24 protein-coding genes and 1 pseudogene are annotated in these 25,570 nt (G+C 66.9%); 5 read left to right on the top strand and 20 right to left on the bottom strand.

What is annotated here, in order from left to right; translation table 11 throughout:
• Positions 1-56 precede the first annotated feature (56 nt).
• The 5 genes from ALTAJ2_RS09330 to ALTAJ2_RS09310 all read right to left on the bottom strand — a co-directional run bounded on the left by ALTAJ2_RS09330 (position 57) and on the right by ALTAJ2_RS09310 (position 4,234).
• Positions 57-476 (bottom strand): Hsp20/alpha crystallin family protein, encoded by a 420-nt coding sequence (locus ALTAJ2_RS09330; RefSeq protein ID WP_007109830.1) that lies wholly within the window; start codon positions 474-476, stop codon positions 57-59.
• 62 nt (positions 477-538) lie between these two features.
• Entirely contained in the window at positions 539-994 is a 456-nt protein-coding gene (locus tag ALTAJ2_RS09325) for a peroxiredoxin (protein ID WP_007109829.1), read from the bottom strand.
• A 318-nt stretch (positions 995-1,312) separates the two neighbouring features.
• Positions 1,313-2,125 carry a prephenate dehydratase gene (pheA, locus tag ALTAJ2_RS09320; RefSeq protein ID WP_007109828.1) on the bottom strand — a complete coding sequence of 271 codons (813 nt, stop codon included), beginning with the start codon at positions 2,123-2,125 and terminating at the stop codon, positions 1,313-1,315.
• Between the two features lie 85 nt (positions 2,126-2,210).
• Positions 2,211-3,515: an MFS transporter gene (locus ALTAJ2_RS09315; RefSeq protein WP_193365031.1), complete on the bottom strand. Its 1,305-nt coding sequence runs from the start codon at positions 3,513-3,515 to the stop codon at positions 2,211-2,213.
• Between the two features lie 410 nt (positions 3,516-3,925).
• Positions 3,926-4,234 (bottom strand): non-histone chromosomal MC1 family protein, encoded by a 309-nt coding sequence (locus ALTAJ2_RS09310; protein WP_006185210.1) that lies wholly within the window; start codon positions 4,232-4,234, stop codon positions 3,926-3,928.
• 238 nt (positions 4,235-4,472) lie between these two features.
• On the opposite strand from ALTAJ2_RS09310, the gene ALTAJ2_RS09305 reads away from it, so the two are divergent.
• Together ALTAJ2_RS09305 and ALTAJ2_RS09300 are read left to right on the top strand one after the other, a co-directional pair.
• Positions 4,473-4,670 carry a SymE family type I addiction module toxin gene (locus tag ALTAJ2_RS09305; RefSeq protein WP_006185211.1) on the top strand — a complete coding sequence of 66 codons (198 nt, stop codon included), beginning with the start codon at positions 4,473-4,475 and terminating at the stop codon, positions 4,668-4,670.
• A gap of 243 nt (positions 4,671-4,913) precedes the next feature.
• On the top strand, positions 4,914-7,715 hold the full coding sequence (locus ALTAJ2_RS09300) for a M14 family zinc carboxypeptidase (protein ID WP_007109826.1): 2,802 nt from the start codon (positions 4,914-4,916) through the stop codon (positions 7,713-7,715).
• 33 nt (positions 7,716-7,748) lie between these two features.
• Here the strand turns inward: ALTAJ2_RS09300 and pheT are convergent, their stop codons facing one another.
• The 14 genes from pheT to ALTAJ2_RS09230 form a co-directional block, all read right to left on the bottom strand.
• Positions 7,749-9,461, bottom strand: coding sequence for a phenylalanine--tRNA ligase subunit beta (gene pheT / locus ALTAJ2_RS09295; protein WP_007109825.1), 1,713 nt, complete (start codon positions 9,459-9,461; stop codon positions 7,749-7,751).
• Positions 9,461-11,041 carry a phenylalanine--tRNA ligase subunit alpha gene (gene pheS, locus ALTAJ2_RS09290; RefSeq protein ID WP_007109824.1) on the bottom strand — a complete coding sequence of 527 codons (1,581 nt, stop codon included), beginning with the start codon at positions 11,039-11,041 and terminating at the stop codon, positions 9,461-9,463. The genes pheT and pheS overlap by 1 nt, the downstream gene beginning before the upstream one ends.
• 370 nt (positions 11,042-11,411) lie before the next feature.
• Positions 11,412-12,782, bottom strand: a complete 1,371-nt coding sequence (locus ALTAJ2_RS09285) for a hypothetical protein (RefSeq protein ID WP_007109823.1) — start codon at positions 12,780-12,782, stop codon at positions 11,412-11,414.
• Positions 12,783-12,898: 116 nt separating this feature from the next.
• Entirely contained in the window at positions 12,899-14,494 is a 1,596-nt protein-coding gene (locus ALTAJ2_RS09280) for a tryptophan--tRNA ligase (RefSeq protein ID WP_007109822.1), read from the bottom strand.
• A 162-nt stretch (positions 14,495-14,656) separates the two neighbouring features.
• The gene (locus tag ALTAJ2_RS09275; protein WP_007109821.1) at positions 14,657-15,796 is read right to left on the bottom strand and encodes an FtsZ/tubulin family protein; all 1,140 of its coding nucleotides are present in this window, start codon (positions 15,794-15,796) and stop codon (positions 14,657-14,659) included.
• A gap of 111 nt (positions 15,797-15,907) precedes the next feature.
• On the bottom strand, positions 15,908-16,984 hold the full coding sequence (endA, locus tag ALTAJ2_RS09270; protein WP_007109820.1) for a tRNA-intron lyase: 1,077 nt from the start codon (positions 16,982-16,984) through the stop codon (positions 15,908-15,910).
• A 118-nt stretch (positions 16,985-17,102) separates the two neighbouring features.
• On the bottom strand, positions 17,103-17,879 hold the full coding sequence (locus tag ALTAJ2_RS09265; RefSeq protein ID WP_007109819.1) for a hypothetical protein: 777 nt from the start codon (positions 17,877-17,879) through the stop codon (positions 17,103-17,105).
• A gap of 230 nt (positions 17,880-18,109) precedes the next feature.
• Positions 18,110-18,415 (bottom strand): MazG-like family protein, encoded by a 306-nt coding sequence (locus ALTAJ2_RS09260; protein WP_007109818.1) that lies wholly within the window; start codon positions 18,413-18,415, stop codon positions 18,110-18,112.
• Positions 18,416-18,616: 201 nt separating this feature from the next.
• Entirely contained in the window at positions 18,617-18,847 is a 231-nt protein-coding gene (locus tag ALTAJ2_RS09255; RefSeq protein ID WP_007109817.1) for an Lrp/AsnC ligand binding domain-containing protein, read from the bottom strand.
• A gap of 55 nt (positions 18,848-18,902) precedes the next feature.
• A complete protein-coding gene (locus ALTAJ2_RS09250) occupies positions 18,903-19,589 on the bottom strand; it encodes a hypothetical protein (protein ID WP_007109816.1) in 687 nt (228 codons plus the stop codon).
• 171 nt (positions 19,590-19,760) lie between these two features.
• Positions 19,761-20,897, bottom strand: coding sequence for a helix-turn-helix transcriptional regulator (locus ALTAJ2_RS09245; protein ID WP_007109815.1), 1,137 nt, complete (start codon positions 20,895-20,897; stop codon positions 19,761-19,763).
• A gap of 123 nt (positions 20,898-21,020) precedes the next feature.
• Positions 21,021-21,371: a hypothetical protein gene (locus ALTAJ2_RS09240; protein ID WP_007109814.1), complete on the bottom strand. Its 351-nt coding sequence runs from the start codon at positions 21,369-21,371 to the stop codon at positions 21,021-21,023.
• 275 nt (positions 21,372-21,646) lie between these two features.
• Complete coding sequence (locus tag ALTAJ2_RS09235; RefSeq protein ID WP_007109813.1) at positions 21,647-22,021, bottom strand: hypothetical protein; 375 nt, start codon at positions 22,019-22,021, stop codon at positions 21,647-21,649.
• Between the two features lie 21 nt (positions 22,022-22,042).
• The gene (locus ALTAJ2_RS09230) at positions 22,043-22,588 is read right to left on the bottom strand and encodes a hypothetical protein (protein WP_007109812.1); all 546 of its coding nucleotides are present in this window, start codon (positions 22,586-22,588) and stop codon (positions 22,043-22,045) included.
• A gap of 432 nt (positions 22,589-23,020) precedes the next feature.
• Between ALTAJ2_RS09230 and ALTAJ2_RS09220 the strand changes: the two genes are divergently transcribed.
• A complete protein-coding gene (locus ALTAJ2_RS09220) occupies positions 23,021-23,614 on the top strand; it encodes a DJ-1/PfpI family protein (protein ID WP_007109810.1) in 594 nt (197 codons plus the stop codon).
• 30 nt (positions 23,615-23,644) lie between these two features.
• Here the strand turns inward: ALTAJ2_RS09220 and ALTAJ2_RS20060 are convergent.
• Positions 23,645-23,870, bottom strand: a pseudogene (locus ALTAJ2_RS20060) (hypothetical protein); the annotation flags it as partial.
• 97 nt (positions 23,871-23,967) lie between these two features.
• Here ALTAJ2_RS20060 and ALTAJ2_RS09215 point away from each other — a divergent pair.
• Positions 23,968-24,468, top strand: coding sequence for a hypothetical protein (locus ALTAJ2_RS09215; protein ID WP_007109809.1), 501 nt, complete (start codon positions 23,968-23,970; stop codon positions 24,466-24,468).
• Between the two features lie 389 nt (positions 24,469-24,857).
• Positions 24,858-25,514, top strand: coding sequence for an HAD family hydrolase (locus ALTAJ2_RS09210; RefSeq protein WP_007109808.1), 657 nt, complete (start codon positions 24,858-24,860; stop codon positions 25,512-25,514).
• Positions 25,515-25,570: the final 56 nt, after the last annotated feature.

Genomic DNA, 25,570 nt, shown 5'->3' with positions numbered 1-25,570 from the left:
CGCGACCGCTAGCAGAAGTCTCCCGGGATCGGTCTCGAGCGGGCGGGACGCGACGACTACTCGATATCGATCCGCTTCGAGTCCTCGCCGCCCGCGACTTTCGGCAGTCGTACCGTCAGCACGCCGTTTTCGAATCCGGCGGCCACCGACTCCTCCTCGACCGGCTCCGGCAGTCGAATCCGACGACTCGCCGACGTTTTGGTCCGCTCGCGTCGGAGATACGTCCCCTCGGCGGTGAGGTCGTCGTCCATCCGATCGGCCTCGAGTCGGAGCGTGCCGTCCGAGAGGGTCAACTCGATATCGTCGGTCTCGTAGCCGGGCAGGTCGGCCGTGACGACGTACTCCTCGTCCGTGTCGGCGACGTCGACCGGAACCGAGCCCGGTACCTGCAGCCCGCCGGCGGTCATTCCCTCTTCGACCTGGCGGCTGACGCGGTCGAGCATTGCTTCGATTTCGTCGAACGGGTTGCCTCGCATGCGTCGCAGTAGGTGCCCGACGGGGATAAATTCTGCCCGCGGGGCGACGACAGAAGGAGCGGCTACTCGGGCAGGGTCACGAGGCCGTCGTCGAGCGCGTCGAGCAGGATATCGCGAGCGTGTCCGTCCGGGTCGACGCCCTCGTAAACGGCCGCGACCTCGCCGTCCGCCAGCAAAAACGTGGTCCGCACGGTCACGCCGTCACGCAGTTCGACGTCGAAGGCCTCGGCGATCTCCGCGTCGGGGTCCGCGAGCAGGTCGAACTCGAGGCCTTCGGCGTCACAGAACGACCGGTGGGACTCCACGTCGTCGGTCGAGACGCCGTAGACGTCGACGCCGGCGTCCCGATAGGTCTCGCGCTCGCGCTGGAACTGGGTCGCTTCGATCGTACAGCCGGGGGTATCGTCTTTCGGATAGAAGTACAGTACCGTCGGCTCCTCGAACGCGAGGGTGACCGCCTCGCCGTCCTGGTTCGGTGCGGTCACGGTCGGCGCGTCGTCGCCTGCAGCGAGTGGCATACTCGTGGTACCGGGTGACGCGGCAAAACCGTTTGTGGTCCGGAAGCGACCCGCTCGCCACCGATCGCGTGCCGTCGGTTGCCGCCCCGTTTCGGCCCCCGCCAAGTATTTTCCCGTGATTCACAGCTCGTGAGGACGCTCCCAGCACATTAGGAGTCGGTCGTGGTCGCTTCGAGTGCGCCGTGCCCGTGTCCGGGTTGGGGTAGTGGTCATCCTTCAGCCTGTGCAGGCTGAGACGCGTAGTTCGATTCTCGCACCCGGACTGTCGCGCCGTCGAAGCCGCTCCCAGGCCGTGGCTCGAGGGCCGTCCCGAAGCGCTTACTCGACCACGTGTTCGGTATCGTACGACCCCAGCCGCCGGACCCAACCGTTCTCGGCGAGGGCCTCGAGATCCGCGATCGCGTCGCTCGTTCGGGACTCGTAGAGCCCGGCTTCGAAGTCGACGTGGAAGACGTAGTCGCCCAGTCGCTGGCCGCTCGGCCGCGACTCGACGCGGGTCAGGTTGATGTCGCGATCCGCGAACGGTTCGAGCAACTCGAGCAACAGGCCGGGGTAGTTCGCGTTCGGGTAGACCACCAGCGAGGTCTTGCCGCCGCCTTTCGAGCGCTGCTCGGCCGGCGCGAGCGCGAAGAACCGCGTCGCGTTCGAGTCCTGATCCTGAATGTCCTCGGCCAACACCTCGATCCCGTCCCCCGCGTTGGCCGGATGGCCGATGCCCGCCACCGACGGATCGTCGCGGGCGAACTCGACGCCCTGTGCCGTGCTCGCGACGGCCTCTAGAGTGGCGGCGGGATACTCGCGCTCGAGGTAGGTCCGACACTGGGCGAGGGCCTGGGAGTGGCTGGCGACGGTGTCGAACGCCGGCCCCTGTGCGAGCAAGGCGTGTCTGATCGGGGTGACGATTTCGCGGACGACGGCGACGTCGTAGTCGGCGACGGCGTCCAAACTCTCCGTTACGGAGCCCTCGATACTGTTTTCGATCGGAATCACGCCGCGGTCGTACTCCCCGCTCGCGACGGCGTCGACGATCGTCGTGACCGACTGTCGGAAGTCGATCTCGTCGTCGTCGGCGATCGCACTCGCGGCTCTGTGCGAATAGGTCCCTTCGGGGCCGAGCGTAACTGCAGCCATTACCCGCCGATAGGGGCGAACGGGTCAAAAGACCGTCGGGTACCGCGAAATTTCGCTCGCGTGTCTGGTCGGTGCGCAAGCGGGGTCAGTCGTCGCTCGGTGTGCGGGGCGGCTTCTCGCTCGCCGCGACGAAGCCGTCGTCGGTCGCTCGAGCGGCGACGTGGGGTTGGAAGACCCACGCGCACAGCGCGACGATGGGGAGCATCGTGGCCGCGACGACGGCGTAGCCGGTGTGGAGGGTCGGCATCACCGGCGCGGCGTACACCAGCGGGTAGACGATCCCGCCGACGGTCCCGACGCCGCCGACGACCCCGGCGACGCTGCCCGAACTGTCGGGGAACATGGCCGGCACCTGAGCGAAGATGGCCCCCTCGGCGAACGCACAGCCCATCCCGACGACGAAGCCGGCGGCGACGGCCAGCAGTACTTGCCCGGTCAGTCCGGCCAGCGTCATTCCGACCATCGCGACGACGATGAAACACAGCGAGACGAACGTCCACTGCTCGCGGTACCGGCCCGTGAAGATCGGCAGGATGTTCGTTTCCCTGCGAGCGAGCAGGTCGCTGACGTAGCCGCCGATCGGCCGCAACAGGCCAGCAGCGACGGAGAACGTCGCGGCGAACGTGCTCGCGAGCACGAGATTGTCCGTGTTGAACCCCTCGCGGTAGTAGGTCGCCAGCCAGCCGTTCATCGACAACTCGAGGCCGAAACTCATCACGTACGCCAGCGCGAGCACCACGGTTCCGTACCGGGTCGCGGTGTGAAGCCACTGCCTGAGCGTCGCGCTCTCGGCGGTCGCCCGACGGCGTTGCTCGGTCTTGGCCGCCTCGCCGACGGTGTAGTAGACGATCGCCAGCAGGATCGAGACGATCCCGGTGTAGAAGAAGGCGGCCCGCCAGTTGCTCTCGAAGAGCGGGCCGCTCCACCCGTCGGTGAACACGCGGGGGAGGATGAGCGCTCCGCCGGCGGCACCGGCGTTGCCGACGCCGGCGTAGATCCCCTCGGCAGTGCCCAGTTCCTCCTCGTCGAACCACTCCGAGACGTGCTGGATGCCGATAACGAAGGTGATCCCTGCCGTCGCGACGATCAGGCGCTCGACGAAGAAGACCGCGTACGATCGGGCGAACGCCGACGCGATCGAGAACACGCCGACGTAGGCCAGGACGATGGCGAATACCGTCGGCGCGCCCCAGCGATCGGAGAGCCAACCGGTCAAGATCCGCCCGAACGGCGCGAGCCAGATCGCTGCGCTCGCCAGGATTCCGATTTCGGTCACCGAGAGGCCGAATTCCTCGGCCATCGGTCCCGTGAAGGGAGCGAAGGAAAACCAGATCAGAAACGAGAAGTTGAATCCGATCGTCGCCAGTACGAGCGTCCGCCATTTCGTCATCGGAATCATGGCACCTCACCTGCGGAGATGCCGGCCTGATCCCGTTGTCTATGCCACTCTATGATCGGATATATTGATTCACTTGTTCGGTTGATGTCCGAACTACTTCTGACTACTAAACCTAAATTCCGGATTCCTTCGACGCTCATCCACATCCGTACCCGACTCGACCGCCGACTGTCGTATAAATCTGATTATTAGCGTCTTTCCACCTCTTGGGCAGTGTCCCAACAAATCCGTCCAATATTATTCCGTCTAGTCATCGAACGAACGTGCTGTTATCGGACACCGACCGAGACGGGACTCCTCTCGCCGGCTTCGCCGTCGGCCGCCCGATTTCGACACTCGAGACGGGCGAAGGCACTGCTCACGGACGGGCTCGTGCCGGAGAAAGCTGTCGGATTGACGACTTACTCGTCGAGGTGCTCGATGCCTTTCTTCGAGACGTTCGCCTCCGTGATCTCGCCGGGCATCCAGTCGGGCTTGTCGTCGGGAGCCGTCTCCTCCCACGCCCAGCCATCGTAGATGTGAACCTTGTCGGTTCCCTTCTCGCGGAGTTTCAGTTCGACCCGTTCCGCCTCGTCCTCGCTCGAGCCGGGCTCGAGCCGTCGGGCTGCCTTGAGCGCCGCCTGTCGGGGCGTGTTGCCCGAGAAGACGCTCGACTCGTCACCGCCCGATTCGCGCAGTGCAAAGTTTCGTTTCCCGTCTTCGCGTACCATGATTTTCGCCTCCGTGTCAAGTCAGCACACGATCAGTGATAAAGATATCCCCGCAAATCGACCGACTGCGGCGGTATATTTAAGTGTATCGCCGACGCGAGTTCCTTGCATTATTCGCGCCCCCCGCTCGTCGCCGTCCCGCGATTGTCGCGCCGACGAGTCCGTCCCGCGGTCAGTCGTTCGGGCGTCGAAAACACTTAAGTATATCCTACGGCGAAGTTCGGAATAGAATCCCGCGATGGTACGGAAAAAGAAGCTGAGTCCAAGCGGTGCGAAAGACGACGACGGGAATTACCACAACGTCCACCTCAACCTCCACGAGGACGAACTCGAGGTCGCGGGCATGGATATCGGCGACGAGGTCTTCGTCCGGGTCCGGGACGGGAAAATAATCATTCAGAAGGCCGACGAAGACGACGTCGAACACGAGTTCTAATCGTCCGGGCGTCCGCTCTTACGTCCCGACCGGTCTCCCACTGTCCCACTACCGCCGGGTACGATCTTACGGGCTTTTCGGCAGCTGTGGGCCAGCAGTCCTCGCTCCGCTGGCTCCGAACAGCGGCCGCCGATGGTCCCCGAGCACATAAATCTACGTCTCTCAGAGACATTCTCTCGTTCGTTACGTTATTTATTTCGTACTATTGTGGTCCGTGTCCGGGGAACCTCCCCATGATCGGCAATGTCAAACGGCCCTCACCATACACGACCACGACAACCCGCTGACCGTCCGACCGACGATGCTGCCGACCGCGGTTTCGACGACGCGTTCGCCGACAGCCCCATCGATCGACGAACGTTCCTTTCGCTCTCCGCGACAACGGGTGCCGCGCTCGCGCTCCCCGGCTCCGCCACCGCGGATGTCCGCGGCGAACCGATGACCGACGAGCTCGAGTTCGTCGTCAATCACACCCCCGAGGGGTACGAGGCGGCGACCGTCATCGAATTCGCCGACCGAGCCGCACTCGAGGCGTTCGCGGCCGACTACGAGGAAACCCCCGATCCCGACCTGTCCCGACCACCGAAGGTGGTCACTCGAGCGTCACCGACGCCGGCGGCGCATGCGCATCTCACCGCCGACGAGGTGACGGCCGTCCTCGAAATCGATGGCGTCGAGCGACTGGACGTCTCACCCGGCGCGAACCCGTGGTGGAAACTCGAGGCCCCGTACGTCGACGGCGTCTTCCCGCCGGTCGAGGAGGCCCGATCGTTCGTCTCCTACCCCGAGGTCGGTCGGGGGATCGCCCATCTCGAGGCGACCTGTCCCGACCGCGTGCGCGTCCACACCCTCGAAGAGTCGCCGGGCTGGCCGAACCGGTACACCGGAACGGACCCCGTCCCACAGGACATCTACGTCGTCGATGTCACGAACGACGTCCGGGACGCGGCGTCGTTCGCCGACAAGGAGACAGTGGTCTACTCCCTCTCGATCCACGGCGACGAACGCGCGGGCGTCGAGACCGGTGCCCGACTCCTCGAGGACCTCGCTCGGGGCGAGGCCGACGGTTTCGAGGACCTGCTCGACGATATCGCGTTCGTCTTCGTGTTCACGAACCCCGACGGGTGGGTGGCGCGCGAGCCCGAGTTCGACATTCCGCGAGGGGAGACCCGGCTCAACTTCCGGCGCGGGAACGCGGCCGACGTCGACACCAATCGGCAGTACCCGACGATGGGCTGGGTCGATCCGGCGTTCTGGCCCGCCGAACCCGACGGCGCACCCGACGACTACGACGATGTCGTCCCGGATTCGTTGGCGGTCGTCGATCACCTTCGGGAGTACGAGAACGTGACGTACCTCTGTGACTACCACGGGATGTACGCCGCCGAGCACATGGTGTTCAACCTCGAGACGAACGCCCCGCTTGATCACGACGGAACCCACGATCTCGACGAGGCCAACATCCGCATCGGCGAAGGGATGGCGGCCCACTGGGGCGGCGTCGAGGCGATCGCGGACGACATCGAACGCGCCTGCGAGGAGCAGTACGGTGCCTCGGATTACGTTCCTGACGGCTTGTTCGATTACGGCACGGTTTACGATTCCCTCGCCTATCAGGTGACCGGCTCGCTTCTGGGGTGGGCCGGCCAACCGACGGAGTACGGCGGGCTCGGAGCGATCACCGTCGTTCCCGAGATCATCTTCGCCAACCACACTCCCGACGCCCGGATCGAGTGGAAACCCTACATCGAACGCCATCTGGTCACCGCCTACCGGATCTCGATGCGCGAGTACGCCGAGATGACCGCGGCGGAGACCGATGCCACCGTCGCGACCGGCGGTCAGGACACCGCATACGTGACGACGGACGAACTCACGCGTTCGTCCACCGATCTGCCGTACACCGATCAACACCCGGGCAAGGGTCGCGGACCCGGTCGGGGCCGCGCGACCGAGGTCCACAGCCGTCACGAGGTCGTCCGATCCGGACCGGCCGACCGCGGGACCGTCGGCACCGAGACGACCGACTCGTCGCACTCGCTGTCGGTCCGGTTTACCGGCCTCGGGGCTGCGAGCGACGGTTACATCCGTATCACCGATCCCGACGGAACGACCGTTCACGAAATCGACCTCGCGGCGAAGGCCGACCCTGACGACCCGACGCCCCGGCCCCACGACTTCGAGGGCTGGTTCCGCCATCGACCCGACGCCGGCCGGTGGGACGTCGAAGTCGAAAGCGACGCCGACATCGAGGTGGAGATGACCGTTCTGGACACCGACGACGAGTATCCCGATCCGCGAGCGGTACTCGGGTACGAGCAACGCGAGTACACGGTCAACCCGATGCAGTTCTTCGCCGATCTCTCCGACCACCTCGAGGACGGCGACATGGACGCGTTCCGGGTTCGCGACGTCTGTAACGGTCGATTGCTTCGCGGGAACTCCGGCAAGCGCCACTACGACAAACTGGTCGTCTCTCACGACGTGGGTCTCGACAACCCGCGGTATATCGCGGCGATCGAATCGTTCGTCGCGGCCGGCGGCGACCTCGTCCTGACCGATACGGGCGTCCACCTCCTCGGTGCGCTCGACGTCGGGGACGCGGCGGCGATCGATCCCGCCGACCTCGAGACCGTCACGGTCCGGTTCGCGACCCTCGAAGACAGGGATTTCGAGCACCCGCTGCTCGATGGCATCCGCCCGCGACAACAGGAACTGTGGAAAGGGCCGCAACTCGGGTACACCACCGGCGCCGACCAGCCGGCGACGATCGTCGACGGCGACGCGTTCGACGCTGCCGGCGGTCGCGCCGCCGGAACGACCGACGATGGCGTCAGCGTCGGGACGCTCACCGCGGGCGACGCCGAGATCAACGTCCTCGGCTCGGTTCTGCCGCCCGCACAGCAGACGGTCCTGCATCCGTTCGGCATGGCCGACTACTCCCTCTCGTTTATGGGGCATACGCTCGTGTGCAATGCCCTCGGGTTCGAGCAGCGGCGCTATCGCGATGGCGACCTCGTCCGAACCTACGGCGAGATCCGGTAACCCCCGAAGAACCGCGTTCGATCCCTCGCGGCCCTATCTGAGCGCCTCGAGATCGAACTCGAAGGCCGACACCGGCACTTCGAGATCGTGCTCGATGAGTACTTTCGGATGGAGCTCGCCGATCACGCCGACTTCCTCGCCGTCGATGACGACCGCCGCGGTTCGACCCGGAATGAAGGTCGGGTGGTCGGTCGGCGGCGTCTCGAGGTCGACGTCGAAGTTGCGGGCCAGCGCCTGGAGCCGTGCCTTGGCGTCCTCGTAGCCGGCCTCGTGGTGTGCGAGGACGGCTCCGATGTGGCGGCTCTCGGCGACGCCGGTGTTTTCGCTCTCGTCGACCGCAGCCGCGAAGCCGATCTCGGCGAGGTTCTGCGGGTACGAGCGGTGGGTGTTCCGCTCGAGAACCATCAACAGCGAGGGCATCACCCACGTCCGCAGCATGGTGAAGTCCTCGCTGTACGGTTCCTTGATCGTCGCCGGCTCGCCGGCCCCGTAGATATCGTCGCCGGGCGAGATGTCGAGCCGGTCGTAGTTCTCTTCCTCGCTGATCATGTGGAAGTTCAGCAGGTCCTCGAAGCCCTGCCCGACCAGTTGGGTGCGGGCGGCGTTCTCGAGGCGGGAGCGCTCGTGGCGGCCGCCGACGGTCCCCACGTCGGGATACCGGGGCTCGAGTTCGTTGAAACCGTAGGCCCGCCCGAGGTCGTCGATGACGTCCAGGGGGTGGAGCACGTCGACGCGGTAGGGCGGGATCGTCACCTCGTAGACGAGGTCGCCGTCCTCGCCCTCTTCTCTTTCGGCCTCGAGACCCGACCGCTCGGCCAGGTCGATCACGTCGTCGGGATCGAGCCCGATGCCGAGGATAGTCTCGATGCGGTCATGGGCGACCGTCTTCGTCTTCATCGAGAGATCGGGCCGGACGAGTTCGTGGTCGGGGTACTCGACCGTCACCTCCTCCAGCGTGGCTCCGCGGGCGGACAGCGCGTAGCAGACGATGTTCAGCATCTTGTCGATCGTCCACTGGTCGGTGCCCGTCATCTCGACGAACAGGTCCCTCGAGTCCGTCGAGACCTCCGTCCGCCGGCCGTTGATCACCGGCGGGAACGAGAACAGCCCGAGATCGTCGTAGATCGCCGGGTAGCGCTCGTACTCACTGACCAGATCGGCGTAGGTCTGGCCCGTCTGGTGGTCCGCGAGCACGTCGGCCGGTGTCATCTCCCGATCGGAGTCGAGCGGAACGAATCGGTCCTCGTCGGGTTCGACGCCGACGTACTGGATCGTCGGGTTGCCTTCCGTCGCGGCGGTCCCCTTCAGCATCGTCAGGTCGTGGATCCCGATCGCACCCTTCGCGCGCTTGCGGCCCATCGTCGCGTGGAGTTTCTCCTGAAGCTGAATGAGGGACTCGAGGGCTTCCTCGTCCAGATCGACGTCGCGGACGACTGCGCCGGTGACGTAGGGGCGCTCGTCGGGGACCGACTCCTCGACTTCGATCGTCCACTCCGGCGAGTTCGGCGAGGGAACGTGCACGCCCCGCGCGTCGCCGTACTGGTACCGCATCGAGCGGGCGACGCCCTCGACGGAGAGGCGATCGAGCCGATCCGGTGCGAACTCGAGTTCGAACGCGCCGTCCTCGGTGCGACCCTCGAACTCGAGGCCGAGTCCGAACAGGTCTTCCTGTAGCTCGTCGTCGCTCTTCTCGTCGTGACCGGTCAGGTCGCGCAGTTCGTCGGGATCGATATCGACCGTGGGCATCAGTAGGTCACCTCCGTGTTGCGCAGCAGTTCCAGGTCACACAGCGTCCCGTGGATGTCCCGGATGTCCTCGAAGCCGTACATCAGCATGAGCAGCCGCTCGAGCGCCAGGCCCCAGGCCATCACGTCACAGTCGACCCCCAGCGGCTCGAGCATCTCCTCGCGGAAGATCCCCGAGTTACCGATCTCGACGAGTTCGCCCGTCGTCGGGTGGGTGCCGAACAGCTCGAAGCTGGGCTCGGTGTAGGGGTTGTAGTGGGGTTTGAACTGGATGTCCTCGATCCCGAACTGGGAGTAGAACTCCTCGAAGGTCCCCATCAGATCGCGCACCGAGAGGTCCTCGGCCATCACCCAGCCCTCGATCTGGAAGAACTCGAGCAAGTGGGTCGGATCGAGCGTATCGTTGCGGTAGACCTTCTCGACGCTGAAATAGCGCTGTGGCGGCTCGAGCTCGCCGACTTCCTCGCCCGAAAGGTAGCGGGTCGACAGCGAGGTGGTGTGTCCCCGAAGCGCGAGCGCCCGGGCGAAGTCCTCGTCCCACGGCGAGTGGTAGCCTTCGCCGTCCGGGCCGACGCCGTCCTTGTGGGCGCGCTCGACGCGGTCGACGAGGTCCGCGGGGAGGTCGTCGATGTGCGTGGGGTTCTCGAGGGCGAACCGGTCCCAGTGCGTGCGAGCGGGATGGTCCTGGGGCATGAACAGGCAGTCGTTGATCCAGAAGTCCGCGTCGACGTGGGGTCCGTCCATCTCCTGGAAGCCCATCCCGACGAGCGTGTCCTTGACGCGCTCGGCGGTCTGGCGCAGGATGTGGACGTTGCCGCCCTCGAACTGCTCGGCGTCGGCCTCGACGTTGTACTCGGCGAACTCGACATCTTCCCACTCGCCGTCTTCTCGCGGCCCTTGGCCGCTCGAATGGTCGGCGAAGCTTTGCTTCGCCCAACTGGTCAGCAGTTCCGGCGTGACCTGGCCGACCGTCTCGGCGGTCTCGATCCCTGCCATCAACTCCGTGACGGCGCGTTCGGTGAGCGTCGCCTCGCGGACCGTCGATTCGTGCCGATCGAGGAGACCCCGGCGCTCGAGGGAGGCGAGCGTCTCCGAATCGACGTCGACGCTGTCGACCGGGGCGTCGTCTGCGTCGGCCAGCGCCGCGAGCGCGTTCGCCTCCGCGTCGGCGTCCGGGTCCGCGTCGGGGTCGGCCGTAATCTCGCCGCTGTCGATCACGCCGTACCCCTTGCGCGCGTAGTTCGAGAGCGCGATGTCGACCGCGCCGCCTTCGAGCCCCGACGCGCCGATGACCCGCCCCATCGAAACGGGGTCGGCGTCGGCACCGGCCTCGAGCGCGGCCTCGTAGAGCCGAACCTCGGGCAGTCCCTCGGTGACGTAGTCGCGCCCCTCGTCGGTGAGCGCGACCGTTTCGTCGACGCGTTCGCTGACGGCGACCAGGCCCTCCGTCTCGAGTTCGAAGACCGCCCCGGTGACGGTTTCGGGCGGGAGGTCGGTCGCCGCGGCGAGGGCGTCGACGGACGTTGCCTCGTCCGCACGTGCGGCCTCCAAGACCGCGACCTGTTGTGATGGAAGTTGCATTCGCTTACCTGCATTGCCGTGGGTCGGTCAGTTAGCGGTTCCGACTCCGTTCGACGCCGACGCTCGAGTCGACGACGCTGTCGGACGGGTTCGCCGCGGACGACCGATCGGGTCGGCCCCGGGTCCACCGGCCCGAATCACCGGGCGAAAAAGAAGCCGAATCCCGATCGGCGGCGCTGTGGCTGGGTCTCGAGACTGGCACGGACGTGGGATTCGGGTGCCATACGCGTTCGATATCGTGACGGGAGCAAAAGTATTGCGGGACGGTACCACTGCACTGCGGTCTCGACCGGTGTCGTCGAGCGGGTGACAGCCCGATCGAATCGGTAGTGTGCAGTCTGCCATGGGTCCGTTCGTCGGTCGGGCCCCCCTACGAGTTCGACACGCGCGTCGTGTCGAGCGAGCCGGAATCGATCCACTCGAATCCCGACTCCTCCGCAGTCGCTTTCGCCTCCGGGACCGCGGCGGGATCGAAGTCCGTGGCGAACTCGATACGGGTCTCCGTGGACTCGGCGGCCGGCAGTTCGGGCAGGAAGTCGTCGTCCTCGAGCAGCCCGCGAACGGAGACGGTCCCGCCCGCGTCCAGCGCTGCGCCGAGCGCGCGGTAGCGCTCGTCGTCGGCCTGCGGGGCGAGGTCCGTGCCGAACGATTCGTTGCTGACCCGCGCCGTGTCACTGGGTCCCGAGAGCGTCCCGAACCCGTCCGTATCCGTCGGTTCCTCGTCCGCTGCCATCGATCGACCCCCGTGACTCGAGTCCCCTGCGGGTCCCGAGTAATCGGACGTGGCCTCGGCGCCACGCTCCGTTGCCCGGTCGGTCTCGCCGTCGCGTCGCCGTGACACGGCGGGCGAGCCCCGGAGTTCGAAGCCATCGATCTCGCCGGCGGGCGCTGCCGTGGTCGATCGCTCCGTATCAGCCGTCGCCGCCGCGTCGGCCGTCGCATCGCTCGCCCGGTCCGCTGACGGTCCCGTCGCATTCGCATCCGCTCGTTCGGACGGTTCGGCTTCGTCGATGAGCGAGCCGACGTTCGACGTCGATCCGCTCGAACGACGCGTGCCGCGCTCGAGCGCCCACGGTGGCCACGGCTCGTCGCTGTCGGTGTCGGGTCCGGTCTCGGTCGACGCGGCCACATTGTCGCCGGCCGCGGGAACGTACGCCGCGAGTCCGTGCTCCGGCAACAGCGGTCGATCGACGGCCTCGATTCGCGGACCGTAGCGGTCGCGGAGCGCGTCGAGTTCGTTCCGCTCGACGAGCGCGGCCCGCCAGCGGTCGACGCCCGACGAGAGGAGGACGAATCGCGCATCGGTCCCCGCGAGAATTGCGTCGTTGATCGTCCGGAGGACGGCCGGGAGGTTGTCGCTCCCCAGCGGGGTCTCCGGGTAGGTGATCGTCGCCGTCCGCGCTCGGCCGCGGGGGTCCGACGCGGTCAGCGCCAGCCCGTCGCGGGCGGCCGATCGCTCGAGCGACCAGCCGATCGCGTCGAAGACGGCCGCGAGTTCGGCGTGCAGGTCGGCCCGCGAGTACCGGGCCGCACACGCCAGGCCGCGGTCGCTCCGTGCGATCGTCCGGCGGAGCACCGTCGTCCGATCGATGCCCGTCGCGAGCGCGTCGGCCAGCGCCGCCTCGAGGTCGCCGTCACCGGCGGCGTTCCGTCGAACGTCCGCCGCCGTGACGCCGAACGCGCCGAGGACGTCCGCACAGACCAGCCGGTCGTCGGGCGCGCCACGGCGGTTCGGTGCCATCGTGGCTCACGGTTCCACGACTGCCCGTATATATGTTTGTCAGACACCAACATGTCCGTCCGCTGCCATTCGCTCCGATTCTTGTCGTCGCCTGGACAGTCCGTCGCGACCCCGCGTTAGCGACGCCGCGGCGACTCGAGTTCGATGTCCGCCTGCTCGAGGAGGTCCGCGACTTCCTCGCGTTTCTCCTGGTGTTCCGCGAGGAACTCCTTCATGAGCTGCGCGGCCTGTTCCTTGCAGTCGCCACAGAGCCGTTCCCCGCCGACGCACTCGTCATAGACGCGCTTGGCGAACTCGTCGTCGTCGCCGGCCAGCAGGTAGGCGTAGAGCTCGTAGACGGGACACTCGTCGGCTTTCCCGCCCTTCTCGCGCTGTTCCTCGGCGGTCTCGCGGCCGCCGGTCGTGGCCGCTTTCACCTTGTCGTAGCCGTCCTCGGGGTCGTCCAGCAGCGAGATGTGACTCGCCGGGATCGAGGAGGACATCTTGCCGCCGGTCAGCCCGGTCATGAATCGGTGATAGACCGACGAGGGCGGCTGAAAGCCGTAGCCGCCGGTGTCGACCTCGACCTCGCGGGCGAGCGCTTCCGCCGCGGCGCGATCGATCTCGAAGGCGTCGACGTGGCTCTCGTAGACCCGTTTTTCGCCGTCGATGGCGTCGATCAGCGCATCGAAGGCCTCGTCGGTCGCTCGGCGGTCGAAAAAGCGGGTTCGCGGCCGGACCGGTTCCATGCCGGCCTCCTCGAGCTTCGTCAACACCGAACGCAGCGTGTCCGCATCGACTTCGAGCTCCGATAGTGGCGTCTCCTCGAGCGCCTCGGCGACGTGAACACAGCGGAGTTGGTCGTCGTCGAACGCCTCGGGCTCGAGTCGCTCGTAGAACTCGGCGACCAGCGCACGCTCGTCGGGCTCGAGTTCGAAGCTGGCGTAGGCCTCGCTGACCTTGAAAAAGCGCATCCGTTCGGCGAGGTCGCGCGCCAGCCGGACGTGAGGGTCCTGGTCCGGGCCTACGGGAATGACGGTCGGCTTGGGCTCCTCGAGTTGCGGGTAGAGGATGTCGGCCATCTGGGTGACGACCGACTGCATGTGCGAGACGTCGGTCTCGCCGTCGAAGCCGTAGATCGCCTGGAACTCCGAGAAGTTGGCCTCGGCACCGAGTTCGAATGCGAGGTCCTGTAGCTCGCGGTTGGTCGACTGTCGGTAGAGTTCGCCCTCCTCGGGGTCGAAGCCGAGCGCGAGCAGGGAAAGCAGGTAGTCCCGGGCGTGCTCGTCGATTTCCGCCCAGCTCATCCCCCGGGCGGAGTTGGCTTCGAGGTCGGCGATCAGGCCGTAGGCGTCGGCCCCCTGCTGTTGATGCCAGATGATCTCGTCGAAGACCAGCTTGTGGCCGATATGGGGATCGCCGGTTGGCATGAAGCCCGAGAGGACCGCCGCCGGCTCGTCGTTTTGCAGGGCCTCGGCTACCGGCCGGTAGTCACGGTGGCCGAAGATGACGCCCCGGCGCATCAGGTAGTGTGGGTTCGGGACCTCCTCGAGGACCTCGTCGAACTCCTCGATGCCGAACTCCTCGAACAGGTTCCGATAGTCGGAGACGCTCGAGGAACCCCAGGGGTCCAGCGCGACATCGTCTGCACCTGCAGCGCCGCCGTCGGTCAGCGGTTCCCCGGTCGTCGGTTCCCCTGACGCGGACTCCTCGCGTGGGTCGTCTCCGGTCATTAGGTGCGTTTTGGCGCGCCAGCGCGCAAAAGCCTTCGGCTTCGGCGACGCCGAAATATTCGGCCACCGAGACGACGATCGCCGGCGTCGCGATCGATCGTCCCGCTCGCGAGGACGGCGACACGCCCGACGGGCCGGCTCCGACCGACGGCGGGACCGTCGTCAATCGGCCGGCTCGGTCCGGTCGGCCGCCGCTCGCAACGCCTCGAGCCGCTGCGATTCGACGCCGGCGAGGACGACCGCCGCGAAGACCCGGTCGCCGTCGGGCCGGGGTGCGTCGCCGCCGAGGATGCCCGAGCCGCCGATCGCCGACTCGAGGGTTCGCCGGCCCTCGGCGATCGCCTGCCGGTTGAGCCACGCCGGCGGCCCGCCGACGATCAGCAGTCCGCGCTCGGCCGTTTCGGGGTCACACTCGAGGGAGAGCTTCCCGCGAATCCCTTTCCTGACCACGGTCTCGATGGCGCTGACCGCTTCGCTCGTGTCGATGTCCGGCTCGGCCGACAGGAGCCCGAGGCCGAACCGCGAGCCGCTCGTCTCGACTGTCTGGTCCCCGTAGCCGAGTGCGACGATCGCCGACTGATCGCCCACGATCCGCCGGACGTCGCTCGCGTCGACGACGGTCTGGGCGACCGGCCCCTCCGAATCGCCGCCACCGGCGAAGACGGCCGCGACGCGCGTCGCCAGCTCGCGGTTACAGCGGTCGCGACCGTCGCGCAGCGGTTCGCCGGGGCGGAGCCAGTCCTCGTTGTCGAACGTGATGATCGCGCTCGCGACCCCGTCGAGTCGCTCGAGCGTGGCCACGGCGTTCGCCGCTGCGTTCGGGCGCGGCGCGTCGGCGGCGGGACCGCGAGGCCCGCTTCTCGAGCGGTCGGCCGCGGCGTCGAACTCGCGGTCGGCCGGCAGCGTCGCCAGGACGTAGACCGGGACGTCGGTCCGCTGTTGGAGCGTGGCGACAAGCGCGGGCACCGTCCCCCCGCCGGTCGCCCCGCCGAGGCCGACCGTGACGAGAATCGCGTCGGCCGCCTCGGCCGCGGGACGGGGCACGCTCTCGAGGAGGTCGTCGGCGTACGCCTGGCCGACGGTTCGCCCGCGCTCGAGATCGCCTGCGAGACCGCCGTCGATGTCGTCGGGACCGTACCGGGATCGATGCGATTCGGGGATGACGGTCCCGTTCAGGCTGCTCTCGTCGGTATCGAACGCGAAGACATCGGTGAGAAACGAGTGGTCGGTCGGCTCCGCGGCCCGGATCGAGTCGGCGATCCGACAGCCCGCGCCGCCGACGCCGAGTACCTCGAGTTGCATGGTGTGGTCCTCGTCCGTCGGGGGTTTCAGGATTCCGCTCGCGCGGACCGGCGTTCGTCGGGCCTCGATATGCGGGTCCGAGGGCTCTCAATCCGGTGGGTGGCGGCTGATTCAGGGCGTCAGCCGCTCGAGCGACCACCACTCGATTCCGTCCGTCCCCTCGGCCCCGTCGGCCACCAGCGCGAACACCATCGTTTTCCGGACGCCGTGAGCGAGCCGCACGTCCAGCGCCAGATCCCGCGGCTCGAAGACGTAGTCGGCCGGATGGACACGAACGAGCAACTCGGAGTGGCCGAGGTTCTCGACGGATTCCACGTCGGCGTAGGTCCGGAAGTCCGCACCGAACTTGTACCCCGTCTTGGGGACCACGCCGCGCTCTCGAAGCGCTGTATAGACGCTCAGCCGCCGGTCGAACCGCTCGCCCTCGACCTCGCGGCCGCGCTCGCGGACCGTTCCGGGTTCGAGATCGATCGCACCCCGTTCGGCGAGGTAGGCCGCCTCGAGCAGGGAACACTGCAGCGTCGGCTCGTCGTACTCCCGGCCCTCGAGCGGCTGGCCGTAGAACGTTCGCTCGTAGAGGTCGAGCGGCGGCTCCCAGACCACGACCCGGTCGGCGAGCAGGTCGGCCGCACACCCCGCCGGCAGCGACGCGTCGGCGTTCGACGTGCCGGTCGGGTCACGGCTGCCGACCTCGAAGTAGGTGATCTCGCTCTCCTCGTCGACGACGGCCAGCACGCCCTCCCGGAGCTCGGCGGCGGGAATATCCGTTCGCTCGCCGATGATCCGCAAGGCGTAGGCGATTTCGCCGTCGCTGGGCCCCTTCCCCCGCGGGAACACCGCGAAGTCGGCTTCGCCGCCGGGTGGGTCAGATACCCACGGCTCCGACGCGGGGGAGAGATAGAACCCGCGCGATCGCAGGTCCGCGTAGACGAGAAACCGAACGCCGAAATCGTCGCCGGGTTCGCGGGCGATAAACGCTCTGAATCCGAGTCGGTCGCCGCTCGCGGTATTCACGACCGCCTCGAGGTCCCCCCGGTAGAGCAGGTGGGCCGCTTCCACGGGTGCGAGGGCGATTTCGTTCCCCTCGAGCGGATAGCCGTATCCCCGCGAGTCGTGATATCGCTGGCGCGCGTCGCCGCCTACGCGGACGACCCCCTCGTCCGCGTCGAACCGTCCCTCGAGTGACATAGCCGGGGTTTGGCCGGCCGACACTAAGTGGCTGCGGATCGCTTCCCCGGAGCCCGTGTCACGGTCCGTCGGTGCGCTGTCGGACGGTTGGCCGCTGCCGTTGCGTTCGGTCGTGTCGTTAGTCGTCGGCGACGGAGTCGCCCTCGAGCGGGGTCTCGAGGGCGCGGTCACAGGTCGCATCGAGACACCGAATGCCGCTGGCGGTCTCGAAGGTCGGGAGTCCGCAGGCGCACTCGCCGTCGACGACGCCGGCGGGGACGGCGAAGCCGGTGTCGCAGTCGGGGTAGTGCTCGCAGCCGGCGATGAGTCCGCCGCGGCGGAGGATTCGGAGGTCGCCGTCGCAGTCCGCTTTCGGACACGCCCACTCGCGGTCGAACGCTTCTTTGACCGCTGCGTCGAGGGATTCACACCCTCGATCGAGGCAGACGTTGAACGCGAGACCGCGCTCGACGCGCATCTTGGGCAGGCCACAGTCACAATCGCAGTGCTCGTCGCGGACCGTCGCGTCCGCCGGCACGCCGTACCGGTCGCCACAGCCGACGCAGTGGACGCCGCTCGAGCGCACTAACGCCGCGCCGCAGTCGGGACACTTCCCGACGGGCGTTCCGGCCGCCGAAGCCGGATAGTGAGCGAACCCGTCCCGCTCGTGGGCGGCGATCCGCAGCGTCTTGGTCTCCTTCTTCGCGACGAGGGAAAAACCGTCCCGACGGTCGCTCGAGACGCTGTCGGCGCGGGTCAGCCAGGCGACGGGCTGATAGCCGTCGATATCGTGGACGAGGACGGTGTTGTCCGGCTTGACGATCGTCGTCACTCGGCCGCGGTACTCCTCCCGGTCGGCGTCCTCGGCGATGACGGTACAGTCACCCGCGAGCACGCGGATCGCATCGTCGATCATAGGGTGGGTGGCCGCGGTTTCGTACTTAAACTCGCGGACGGAGTCACGATGGCGTAGCACGAATTCGGCCGGAACGCGCCCATCCGGCTATAGTAGCAACTGAAAGTCATTGCACACCTGATCGCACGAGGGCGTTACAATCGTTTGTCGGCTTCCCTCTCGTCAAAGGGCTCAATGCGACCGGCTTCTCTACCGAACGGTACCGCATCGCTGAGCCGTTCGATGCCCGTCTACTCGCCGGAACCGGGGGTCGCGTTGCCGTCCAGTCGGCGGTCGTACTTCTCGATGGCCTCCTCGAGCGCCGTGCTCGCATCAATCTCGAGGGCGTCCGCGAGCGCCAGGAGCGCGAACAGAGCGTCGCCGAGTTCGTCGGTCGCGATCTCGAGATCGGCCGGCGACTCGCCGTAGTCGGTGGCGGTGTTTGCGTCCTTCGCGAGCTCGCCGACCTCAGAGACGAGGTCGAGGAGGCGGAATTCTGGGGGCGTCTCGAGGTCGTATTCGGTGACGAAGTCGGCGACTTTCCGTTGCTCCTCCATACAGTTGATTATTTCAGAGTGGTGAAAAGTGCCACGAAGTCGGGCTCGCTGTAGTTTCGATTTTCGAGTCGGTCGCCTCGCGTGCGGTGTTCCGACGTATTCGACGGGGTCGCCGGTTCTATGGTCGGCACCGCGTTTGTGGCCATCGGTTTCCACCTCGCGACGACTGTGATCGGCGACCGATCTGGTCGCGCGTATCGATTAGTCGAGACAGACGTACGTTCGCATCGCCCCGATGTCGTCGAGCGGTCGGACGGCGGTCGTCATCGTCTCGAGCACGTCCCGCTGGTCGTCGCCCGTCAGCTCGACCAGGACGTCGAACTCACCCGTGATGACGTGTGCCTCGACGACGCCATCGGCGTCGCGCAGGCGTTGACACACCTCGCCGGCAGTTCCAGTCGCGACGTCGATTGCTACGAATGCGCGGGCCATTCCATCGAACTACGGTCCGGAGGGACAAAAACTGACGTGGCGTGGCTGCTATCGCTCAGTTCCCGTTCGTCTCGTTGTCGGTGCGCGGAGGCCGGTCGTCTCGAGGTTCGGCGGGAATATCCGCCGGACGTTCGGACCCGTGTTCAGTCCCGGCCGAGCCGCCGACATCGTCGCCGGCGATCGAGCGAGCGACCGCCGCGGTCTCGGGGCCGCCGAGGTCGCCGGCTCGTTCCCGGAGCGTTCGAATCGCCTCCTCGTCGAGACCGTGTGCCGCGAGCGCTTCGGGAGGTAATTCGGCTGCGGCGGTCTCCGCCGTTGCGGCCCGCCGCTCGAGGCTCCGCATCTCGGCGACGGTCGTCGCGACGGCGGCGCGATAGCGTCCCTCGCTGATCGCGCCGGTTTCGCGGGACTCGTTGAGGTCCGCGAGCCTGTCTTCGAGGTCCGTCATGCGCGCGTCGGTCTCGTTGACGCCCGCGGCGACGACGGCGGCTTTCGTCCGGTTCGACTCGGCGTTCGCGATTCTGGCAGCGAATGCTCGCTCCGAGACGTCGCCCTCGATCTCGGCGTTCTGGACGCCGACGGCGGCGGCGAATCGCTCGCCCGGTTTGATCTCGGTGTCCGCGTCGGCGTCGGGTTCCGCTTGCGCTTCGCCCCTCGAGACGACGCTCGCCGCGGCGAGGGGGACTGCGACCGTCGCAACGACGAGGAGCGCTGCCAGCGTGATCGACGTAGTTCGATTCATTGGTGAGTGATCGGGTCGCTTGCTGAAGGAGACGCGAGACGGAGACTTGGGTTCATCGACGGTTTCCCCGATTCAACGCCGTTTTCGATCCGTTGCCGTCTGTCGATTTCGCCGATTTGGTCGGCTCCGATCCCGCCGGCGCGGTCGAGTCGCCGGGCGGTCGATGCTGAGTCATGTGTGCCCCTCACTGCTGCCCTCCGGATGCTCGTCGTCGGCCTCGGGAAGCGAAAGGACGTTCTCGCGACCGAGACGGAACGACTCGAGTCGCCCGTCCTCTCGGAGGCCGCTGACGACCTTGCTGGTCTTCGCGTCGGTCCAGCCGAGTTCCTCGACGACCGCCTGTTGTTTCATCCGGCCGCCCCGTTCTTCTATGAGTCGGAGGACCTGTTCCTCGTTGCTGAGCAGGTCCGTGTCGGGCGCATCGGTCGTGCCTGTACTCGTCTCGTCGTTCGTCGCCGCCGGCGGTGCGGTCCCCGAACCGCCGGTCGGCGCGGGTTCGGAATCGGCATCCGGCTCACGACCGTCGTCTCCGCGGGTCGTCCCCGCCGTCGCCGACCTGCGGGTCCGGTACCACCACGCGCCGGCGACGGCGATCCCACCGATAATGACTGCAGCGGTCGCCATCGCGGCCGTGCTCGGGCCGGCTCCCCCGTCGGTGACGACGACCCGCGGCTCGCCGGAAACGAAGTCGGTCTCGCCGCCGCGCCAGATGACGGCCCGGTCGCGCTCGTCGTTCGGTTCGGGCGTGACCGACGCACGCTCGTAGCCGTCCGGCCACGTCAGCAGGAGCCGCGTTCCGTCGTCGAGGTAGAGCCCTTCGATCGCGTCGCCAGCGCGGAGGTCATCGCCCTCGACCGCCGCGAACCCGTCCCAGCGGAAGGTATACCGGACGACGCCGTACTCGCGTGCGAGCGACTGGCGCGCGGTCGTCACGTCGAACCCGTTGGCGGTCATCTCGCGGCCCGTCGCGGTACTCGCCGTCGCGACCGTCTCGTTCATCCGATCGGCGAACGACTGCGTGTGGTTTTCCGGCTCGTTTCGAATCTCTTCCTGCAGGGATTCGAACGCCGTCGTGCTCTTCTCGTCGTCGAGCCGAACCCAGAACTCGAGGGTCCACTCGGCGGTGCCGTTCGGCCGGAGCGTGACGTCCATTCGGACCTCGTCCGCATCGATCCGGTCTTGCTGGACTGCGAACGGGCTCGACTGGCGCTGCCCGACGGCCGCGGCTCCGGTGACGGCGACGACGGGCCCCGTTGCGACGAGAAGGACCGCGACGACCACGGCCAGCACGTCGGCGCGAACGTTCATACGAGTCGGTACTTGCCACCTCTGTTAAAACATGCGGAAGTCCCAGAACCGGCCCGAATGGCACGTCTCCGACACGTAGGGGCCGGCACCTCTCGGAACCAGTCAGAAGCCCGTCACACTCAGTTACGCGCCTGGAACACCGAACGCGCCGACGCCGAGACGGAACACCACGTTGAGCACGAAGAGGATGCCGAGGGCGGCGAGCCAGGCGATAAAGCCGATCGCCGCCGCCGTCCCCCAGCCGCCGGGATATCGCCAGTTGATCACCCAGACCCAGGCGATCAGCGCGAGTACCGGGCCAAGCAGCGGTATCCACGCGGTCAGCGCCCACGCGACTGCGCCGAGGAGCGCCGTCACGACCGCGTGCGAATAGTCGTCGATATCGACGATGAGCCGCGCGCTGGCGAAGATAGCCAGTCCGCCGACGAGCAGTGCAACCAGGAAGGCAACGAACGATCCGATGACGGAGACCATAGAACCCGCTTCCACGGCTGGCCAATTATAACGATGCCATCGCTATCGCCGGTCCGGGACCGACACGACCGGCACCGCTCGAGCCCCGTAACCGCATTCGCGTTCGCTGTCGGCGCGGCGTTGATCGGAACCAACGACAGCAACTGGCCGTCCGGAAACGCCAGTGGGGTGGGTACGGGTGCGAACGTGGAGGCGGAAGTGCGTCAGCTGGGGCCTGGATGGCGGCCCGTCAGTGGGACTGCGTTAGTCGAAGCGAGCGCCAGCCGGGACGCGGTTCAGGCACCCGGCACGCCGAGCGCTGAGACCGAGCCGATTCCGATCAGTTCGAGCGCCGCGAGGACGACCACTGCGGCCGCCCAGGTTGCGATGCCGACGCCGGCGGCCCGGAGCCAGCCGAGCCGGTACCGTCGCTTGACGATCGCGACCCAGGTGACGATCGCCACCGCGCCGCCGATCAGCGGTATCGGCTCGAGGAGGGCCCAGGCCAGCGCGCCGAACAACGCGGTCACCACCGCGTGACCGTAGTCTCGAGCGTCGGCGAGGACGTGCGCGCCGGCGTGGAGGGCGACGCCGCCGACCAGCAGGCTGACGGCGAACGTCAGCACCCGATCCGTCAGGCCGAGCGACGCCGGTGGTGTGACCGGTGGCATGGATATGGGGTCCCCGCCGGGTTACTCGTCGCCCTCGGTGGACTCGGTTCGGTCGTCGGACTGTTCGGCCTCGCTGTCGGGCTGCTCGGCGTCGTCGGACCGGTCGTCCTCGTCGACGTTCGCGTCGTCCGTTGCGGTCTCGTCGTCACCGTCTCCGTCGTCGGCAGCGGCGTCAGCAGCCTCGCTGCTCTCCGTTGCGGGCTCGTCGTCGTCCGGCGTCACGCTGCTGATCGCATCGCCGAGCGAGCCGTCGAGCCCACCGCTCAGGAAGGTCGAAACCCGGTCGTGGATCGCGGAGACGTGATCGGGCACCTGCTCGGGGAGGTCACCGCTCGGCCCCTGTCCGGTGCTGGCGTCCGCACCGCTGTCGGCCGCCGCTCCGTTCTCGCGGTGCTCCGCGTTGCCGTTCGCGCGGTCGTCGGTTGCGTGGTCGTTCGCTTTCCGATCCGCCGCGTCGTCCGCACTCGAGTCCACGGACACGGGTGCGGTTCCGGGTGCTGCAGCGGCGAAGCCGGTCGCCGCGATCAGTACTGCGCAGGTGACTGCGATGAGCGTCGTTCGTTTCATACTGCATCCGGTTCTCGGTGGATCGATCGACTTGAAGGGGGGTCGCCGTGAACCGGCTTTTCGAGCGTTTGACGCCATTTGAAACACGTTTTCGTCGGTTTGTGGCCCGTTCAACGCCGATCGAGCGGGGTTACCGCGACGATCGTGGGTGGCTCGGGGAACGAGGTGACCGATGGCAGTGAACCGAGACGGCGACCGAGTCGCGCGCGCTCGATTGCGAGGCGACGCTCACCGGCCCGATCGTTCTCGAGGGTATTTTTCGAAACTCGACGCAACTCCGTTCGAAGTCGGTTGGAACTCCGTTCAAAATTCGCCACGCTGTCGTTTGATTTCCGTCGTCGCCGTGCCGCGGCGTCCGGTCGACGGCGACGGTTCGCGGAGACGGGCCGTGTTGACGCAACGGATTTCCCCGCCGGTCGCGACTATCCCCGCATGACCGAGACGACTGTCGACATCGTCCTGTTCGACGGCTTCGACGAACTCGACGCGATCGGGCCCTACGAGGTGTTCGAGAACGGAGCACAGGCCGGCGCGTCCCTCGAGACACGACTGGTAACGCTCGCGGAGACCGATCTCGTGACGGCGAGTCACGGCTTGCGCGTCGAGCCCGACGGGACGCTCGGGAACCCGGACATCCTGCTCGTTCCCGGCGGTGGCTGGACCACCGAAGGCGGCGTCCGGGCCGTCGTCGAAGCCGGGACCGTGCCCGCGGCCGTCGGCGAGCGATTCGCGGCCGGGGCGATGATCGCGTCGGTCTGTACCGGTGCGATGATACTGGCCGAAGCGGACGTGCTGGAGGGGCGGCCCGCGACGACACACGCCGTCGCAATGGGCGATCTCGCAGCATCGGCCGCGACCGTCCACGATGCACGTGTGGTGGACGACGGCGACGTGCTCACCGCCGGCGGCGTGACCGCGGGGATCGATCTGGCGCTATGGCTGCTCGAGCGCGAGTTCGACGCGGCGATCGCCGCGGCGGTCGAGACGGAGATGGAACACGACCGGCGCGGCGAGGTCGTCCGCTGACTTCCCAGCCCGATACGGTCGGGTTTCGATTGTCGCAGTGTGCCGAACGGCGAGGCTCGAGGCCACGATGAGACTGTCGACGGGTTCGGATTTCGTGTGGCTGAAACGGTTTGCAAACGACGTGGTTCGGCGTTCTATCTCACGAAAGACGCGTTTCGAAGCGCGCATGCAGGAACCGTTCTGTCAAAGCGGTCTGAGCCGTCGAATACAGTCGTCTACGACGGAAGGCGTTCGTTTGCGGATCGACGGCAGTATACGGCAACTGAGGTCTCCGTCACGTTGTCTCACCGTCTCGTCGAAGCCCCGGTCTGAAGTAAGTTTATTACGTTTAACACAATAGGTCAGCAGGGGTCATGCTTGCCTTCCACATCGGTAGTCCGGTCGGGAGACGGGTAGCCGAACCCGTCCTCGCTGTCCTGGCGGTCCTCTCGACGGTCGAAGTCGTTACCGAATCCGTGATCCTCTTCGAACGCGTCCCCGGATCGTTTTGGTTCCCGGTCACGATACTCGTTCCTGGTCTCCTCGCCCTTTCCGTGCTGGTCGGTGTGTTGGCGCACGGGATCCGGTTCGGTTCGACAGTTCTCGGTACCGGTGACCGAACCCAGCCCGGTGACACGGCGGCGAGTCACATCCTCGCCTCGGTCGTGCTCGGAACGCTCGCCGTGTTCACCCTGTGGTGGGCCGTTGCGAGCCTGTCCGTCCACTATCTGGCGGACACGGGCGGTGTTTCTCCATCGATCTGGGCACTGTTGTTCGGAGGGATACTCGGTGCCCTCGTCTTGGCACGAGACGTGTTCGTTCGGTTGTTCCCGGAGGGGCCACTGTCCCGACTGAGTGGCCGATCCGTCGAGTGATCCGACCGTCGTCAGTGCGGTTCGATGACCTTCAGTACCCCCTGACCAACCGTTTTGGATTCAAATCGCTGCTGTGACGGTTTGCGTTGCCGTATCTGTAAAACGCAGTATTATCCCGTTTCGGGGCTCGAGCCAGTTCCCCGACGACGCAGTCCGTGAGCATTTGCTGGGGACGTTCAACACGTCGGTACGGACGTCTCGTCGGTTGCTACGGCGCAGTTTCTCGGTCTCTGGTGACTCACACGACTGTCGTCGCCTTCGACCGGCAACTCGCTGCGGCGGCGAGCGCTCGAGCCGTGACTGGTTCCCCTCGGGCTCTGAGCAGTGACGGCGCGGCTCACTGCTTCGTGCCAAACAGCTATCCGTCCCGACCCGATAACCTGGGCTACATGACTGCTGTGCTGTTCGATATGGACGGTGTGCTGGTCGATAGCGAGGACTACTGGGTCGAGTTCCAGCGCGAGGAGATCCTTCCGGCCACCGTCCCCGACGAAGACGTCGCCGTCGCCGAAACGAGCGGGATGAATTTCCGCGAGATCTACGACTACCTCGATGACGAGTACGGCGCGGCTATCTCCCGTGAGGCGTTCGTCCAGCGGTTCACCGAGGCCACCGAGGAGATCTACACCGAGCGCGCCGCCCTACTCGACGGCCTCCACGCCCTCCTCGCCGAACTCGACGACCGCGGCGTCCCGACCGCGCTCGTCTCCTCGTCGCCCCACGATTGGATCGGCATGGTCACGGAGCGCTTCGACCTCGAGAACGAGTTCGACCACGTGATCAGCGCCGACGACATCGACGCGGCGAGCAAGCCCGCGCCCGACATCTTCGAGTACGCCGCCGGCGAGATCGGCGTCCCGGCCGAGGACTGCGTCGTCGTCGAAGATTCCGAGAACGGGATCGAAGCGGCCGCTCGAGCGGGAACGGTCGTGATCGCGTATCGGATCGACGCTCACGGCGACATCGATCGGTCCCCGGCCGACGAGGTCGTGGCCTCGCCGGCGGCGCTTCGGGAGTGTACGCTCTCCTTGGCGGAGCGACTGTAGCGGTCTCGCAGCCGTTCCGCGACGATTCGCGATGCTCGGTCACGGCTGCTCGCGGC

Origin of the sequence: Natrinema altunense, from assembly GCF_000731985.1 — an archaeon.
Classification (GTDB): domain Archaea; phylum Halobacteriota; class Halobacteria; order Halobacteriales; family Natrialbaceae; genus Natrinema; species Natrinema altunense.
Note: the sequence above shows the minus strand (reverse complement) of the source record. Positions and strands in the feature narration are given on the sequence as shown.

What these genes read in the sequence shown, in the direction of transcription:
- ALTAJ2_RS09330 (WP_007109830.1), bottom strand. Translation starts at nt 476, where the DNA reads ATGCGAGGCAACCCGTTCGACGAAATCGAAGCAATGCTCGACCGCGTC.
- ALTAJ2_RS09325 (WP_007109829.1), bottom strand. Translation starts at nt 994, where the DNA reads ATGCCACTCGCTGCAGGCGACGACGCGCCGACCGTGACCGCACCGAAC.
- pheA (WP_007109828.1), bottom strand. Translation starts at nt 2,125, where the DNA reads ATGGCTGCAGTTACGCTCGGCCCCGAAGGGACCTATTCGCACAGAGCC.
- ALTAJ2_RS09315 (WP_193365031.1), bottom strand. Translation starts at nt 3,515, where the DNA reads ATGACGAAATGGCGGACGCTCGTACTGGCGACGATCGGATTCAACTTC.
- ALTAJ2_RS09310 (WP_006185210.1), bottom strand. Translation starts at nt 4,234, where the DNA reads ATGGTACGCGAAGACGGGAAACGAAACTTTGCACTGCGCGAATCGGGC.
- ALTAJ2_RS09305 (WP_006185211.1), top strand. Translation starts at nt 4,473, where the DNA reads ATGGTACGGAAAAAGAAGCTGAGTCCAAGCGGTGCGAAAGACGACGAC.
- ALTAJ2_RS09300 (WP_007109826.1), top strand. Translation starts at nt 4,914, where the DNA reads ATGTCAAACGGCCCTCACCATACACGACCACGACAACCCGCTGACCGT.
- pheT (WP_007109825.1), bottom strand. Translation starts at nt 9,461, where the DNA reads ATGCCCACGGTCGATATCGATCCCGACGAACTGCGCGACCTGACCGGT.
- pheS (WP_007109824.1), bottom strand. Translation starts at nt 11,041, where the DNA reads ATGCAACTTCCATCACAACAGGTCGCGGTCTTGGAGGCCGCACGTGCG.
- ALTAJ2_RS09285 (WP_007109823.1), bottom strand. Translation starts at nt 12,782, where the DNA reads ATGGCACCGAACCGCCGTGGCGCGCCCGACGACCGGCTGGTCTGTGCG.
- ALTAJ2_RS09280 (WP_007109822.1), bottom strand. Translation starts at nt 14,494, where the DNA reads ATGACCGGAGACGACCCACGCGAGGAGTCCGCGTCAGGGGAACCGACG.
- ALTAJ2_RS09275 (WP_007109821.1), bottom strand. Translation starts at nt 15,796, where the DNA reads ATGCAACTCGAGGTACTCGGCGTCGGCGGCGCGGGCTGTCGGATCGCC.
- endA (WP_007109820.1), bottom strand. Translation starts at nt 16,984, where the DNA reads ATGTCACTCGAGGGACGGTTCGACGCGGACGAGGGGGTCGTCCGCGTA.
- ALTAJ2_RS09265 (WP_007109819.1), bottom strand. Translation starts at nt 17,879, where the DNA reads ATGATCGACGATGCGATCCGCGTGCTCGCGGGTGACTGTACCGTCATC.
- ALTAJ2_RS09260 (WP_007109818.1), bottom strand. Translation starts at nt 18,415, where the DNA reads ATGGAGGAGCAACGGAAAGTCGCCGACTTCGTCACCGAATACGACCTC.
- ALTAJ2_RS09255 (WP_007109817.1), bottom strand. Translation starts at nt 18,847, where the DNA reads ATGGCCCGCGCATTCGTAGCAATCGACGTCGCGACTGGAACTGCCGGC.
- ALTAJ2_RS09250 (WP_007109816.1), bottom strand. Translation starts at nt 19,589, where the DNA reads ATGAATCGAACTACGTCGATCACGCTGGCAGCGCTCCTCGTCGTTGCG.
- ALTAJ2_RS09245 (WP_007109815.1), bottom strand. Translation starts at nt 20,897, where the DNA reads ATGAACGTTCGCGCCGACGTGCTGGCCGTGGTCGTCGCGGTCCTTCTC.
- ALTAJ2_RS09240 (WP_007109814.1), bottom strand. Translation starts at nt 21,371, where the DNA reads ATGGTCTCCGTCATCGGATCGTTCGTTGCCTTCCTGGTTGCACTGCTC.
- ALTAJ2_RS09235 (WP_007109813.1), bottom strand. Translation starts at nt 22,021, where the DNA reads ATGCCACCGGTCACACCACCGGCGTCGCTCGGCCTGACGGATCGGGTG.
- ALTAJ2_RS09230 (WP_007109812.1), bottom strand. Translation starts at nt 22,588, where the DNA reads ATGAAACGAACGACGCTCATCGCAGTCACCTGCGCAGTACTGATCGCG.
- ALTAJ2_RS09220 (WP_007109810.1), top strand. Translation starts at nt 23,021, where the DNA reads ATGACCGAGACGACTGTCGACATCGTCCTGTTCGACGGCTTCGACGAA.
- ALTAJ2_RS09215 (WP_007109809.1), top strand. Translation starts at nt 23,968, where the DNA reads ATGCTTGCCTTCCACATCGGTAGTCCGGTCGGGAGACGGGTAGCCGAA.
- ALTAJ2_RS09210 (WP_007109808.1), top strand. Translation starts at nt 24,858, where the DNA reads ATGACTGCTGTGCTGTTCGATATGGACGGTGTGCTGGTCGATAGCGAG.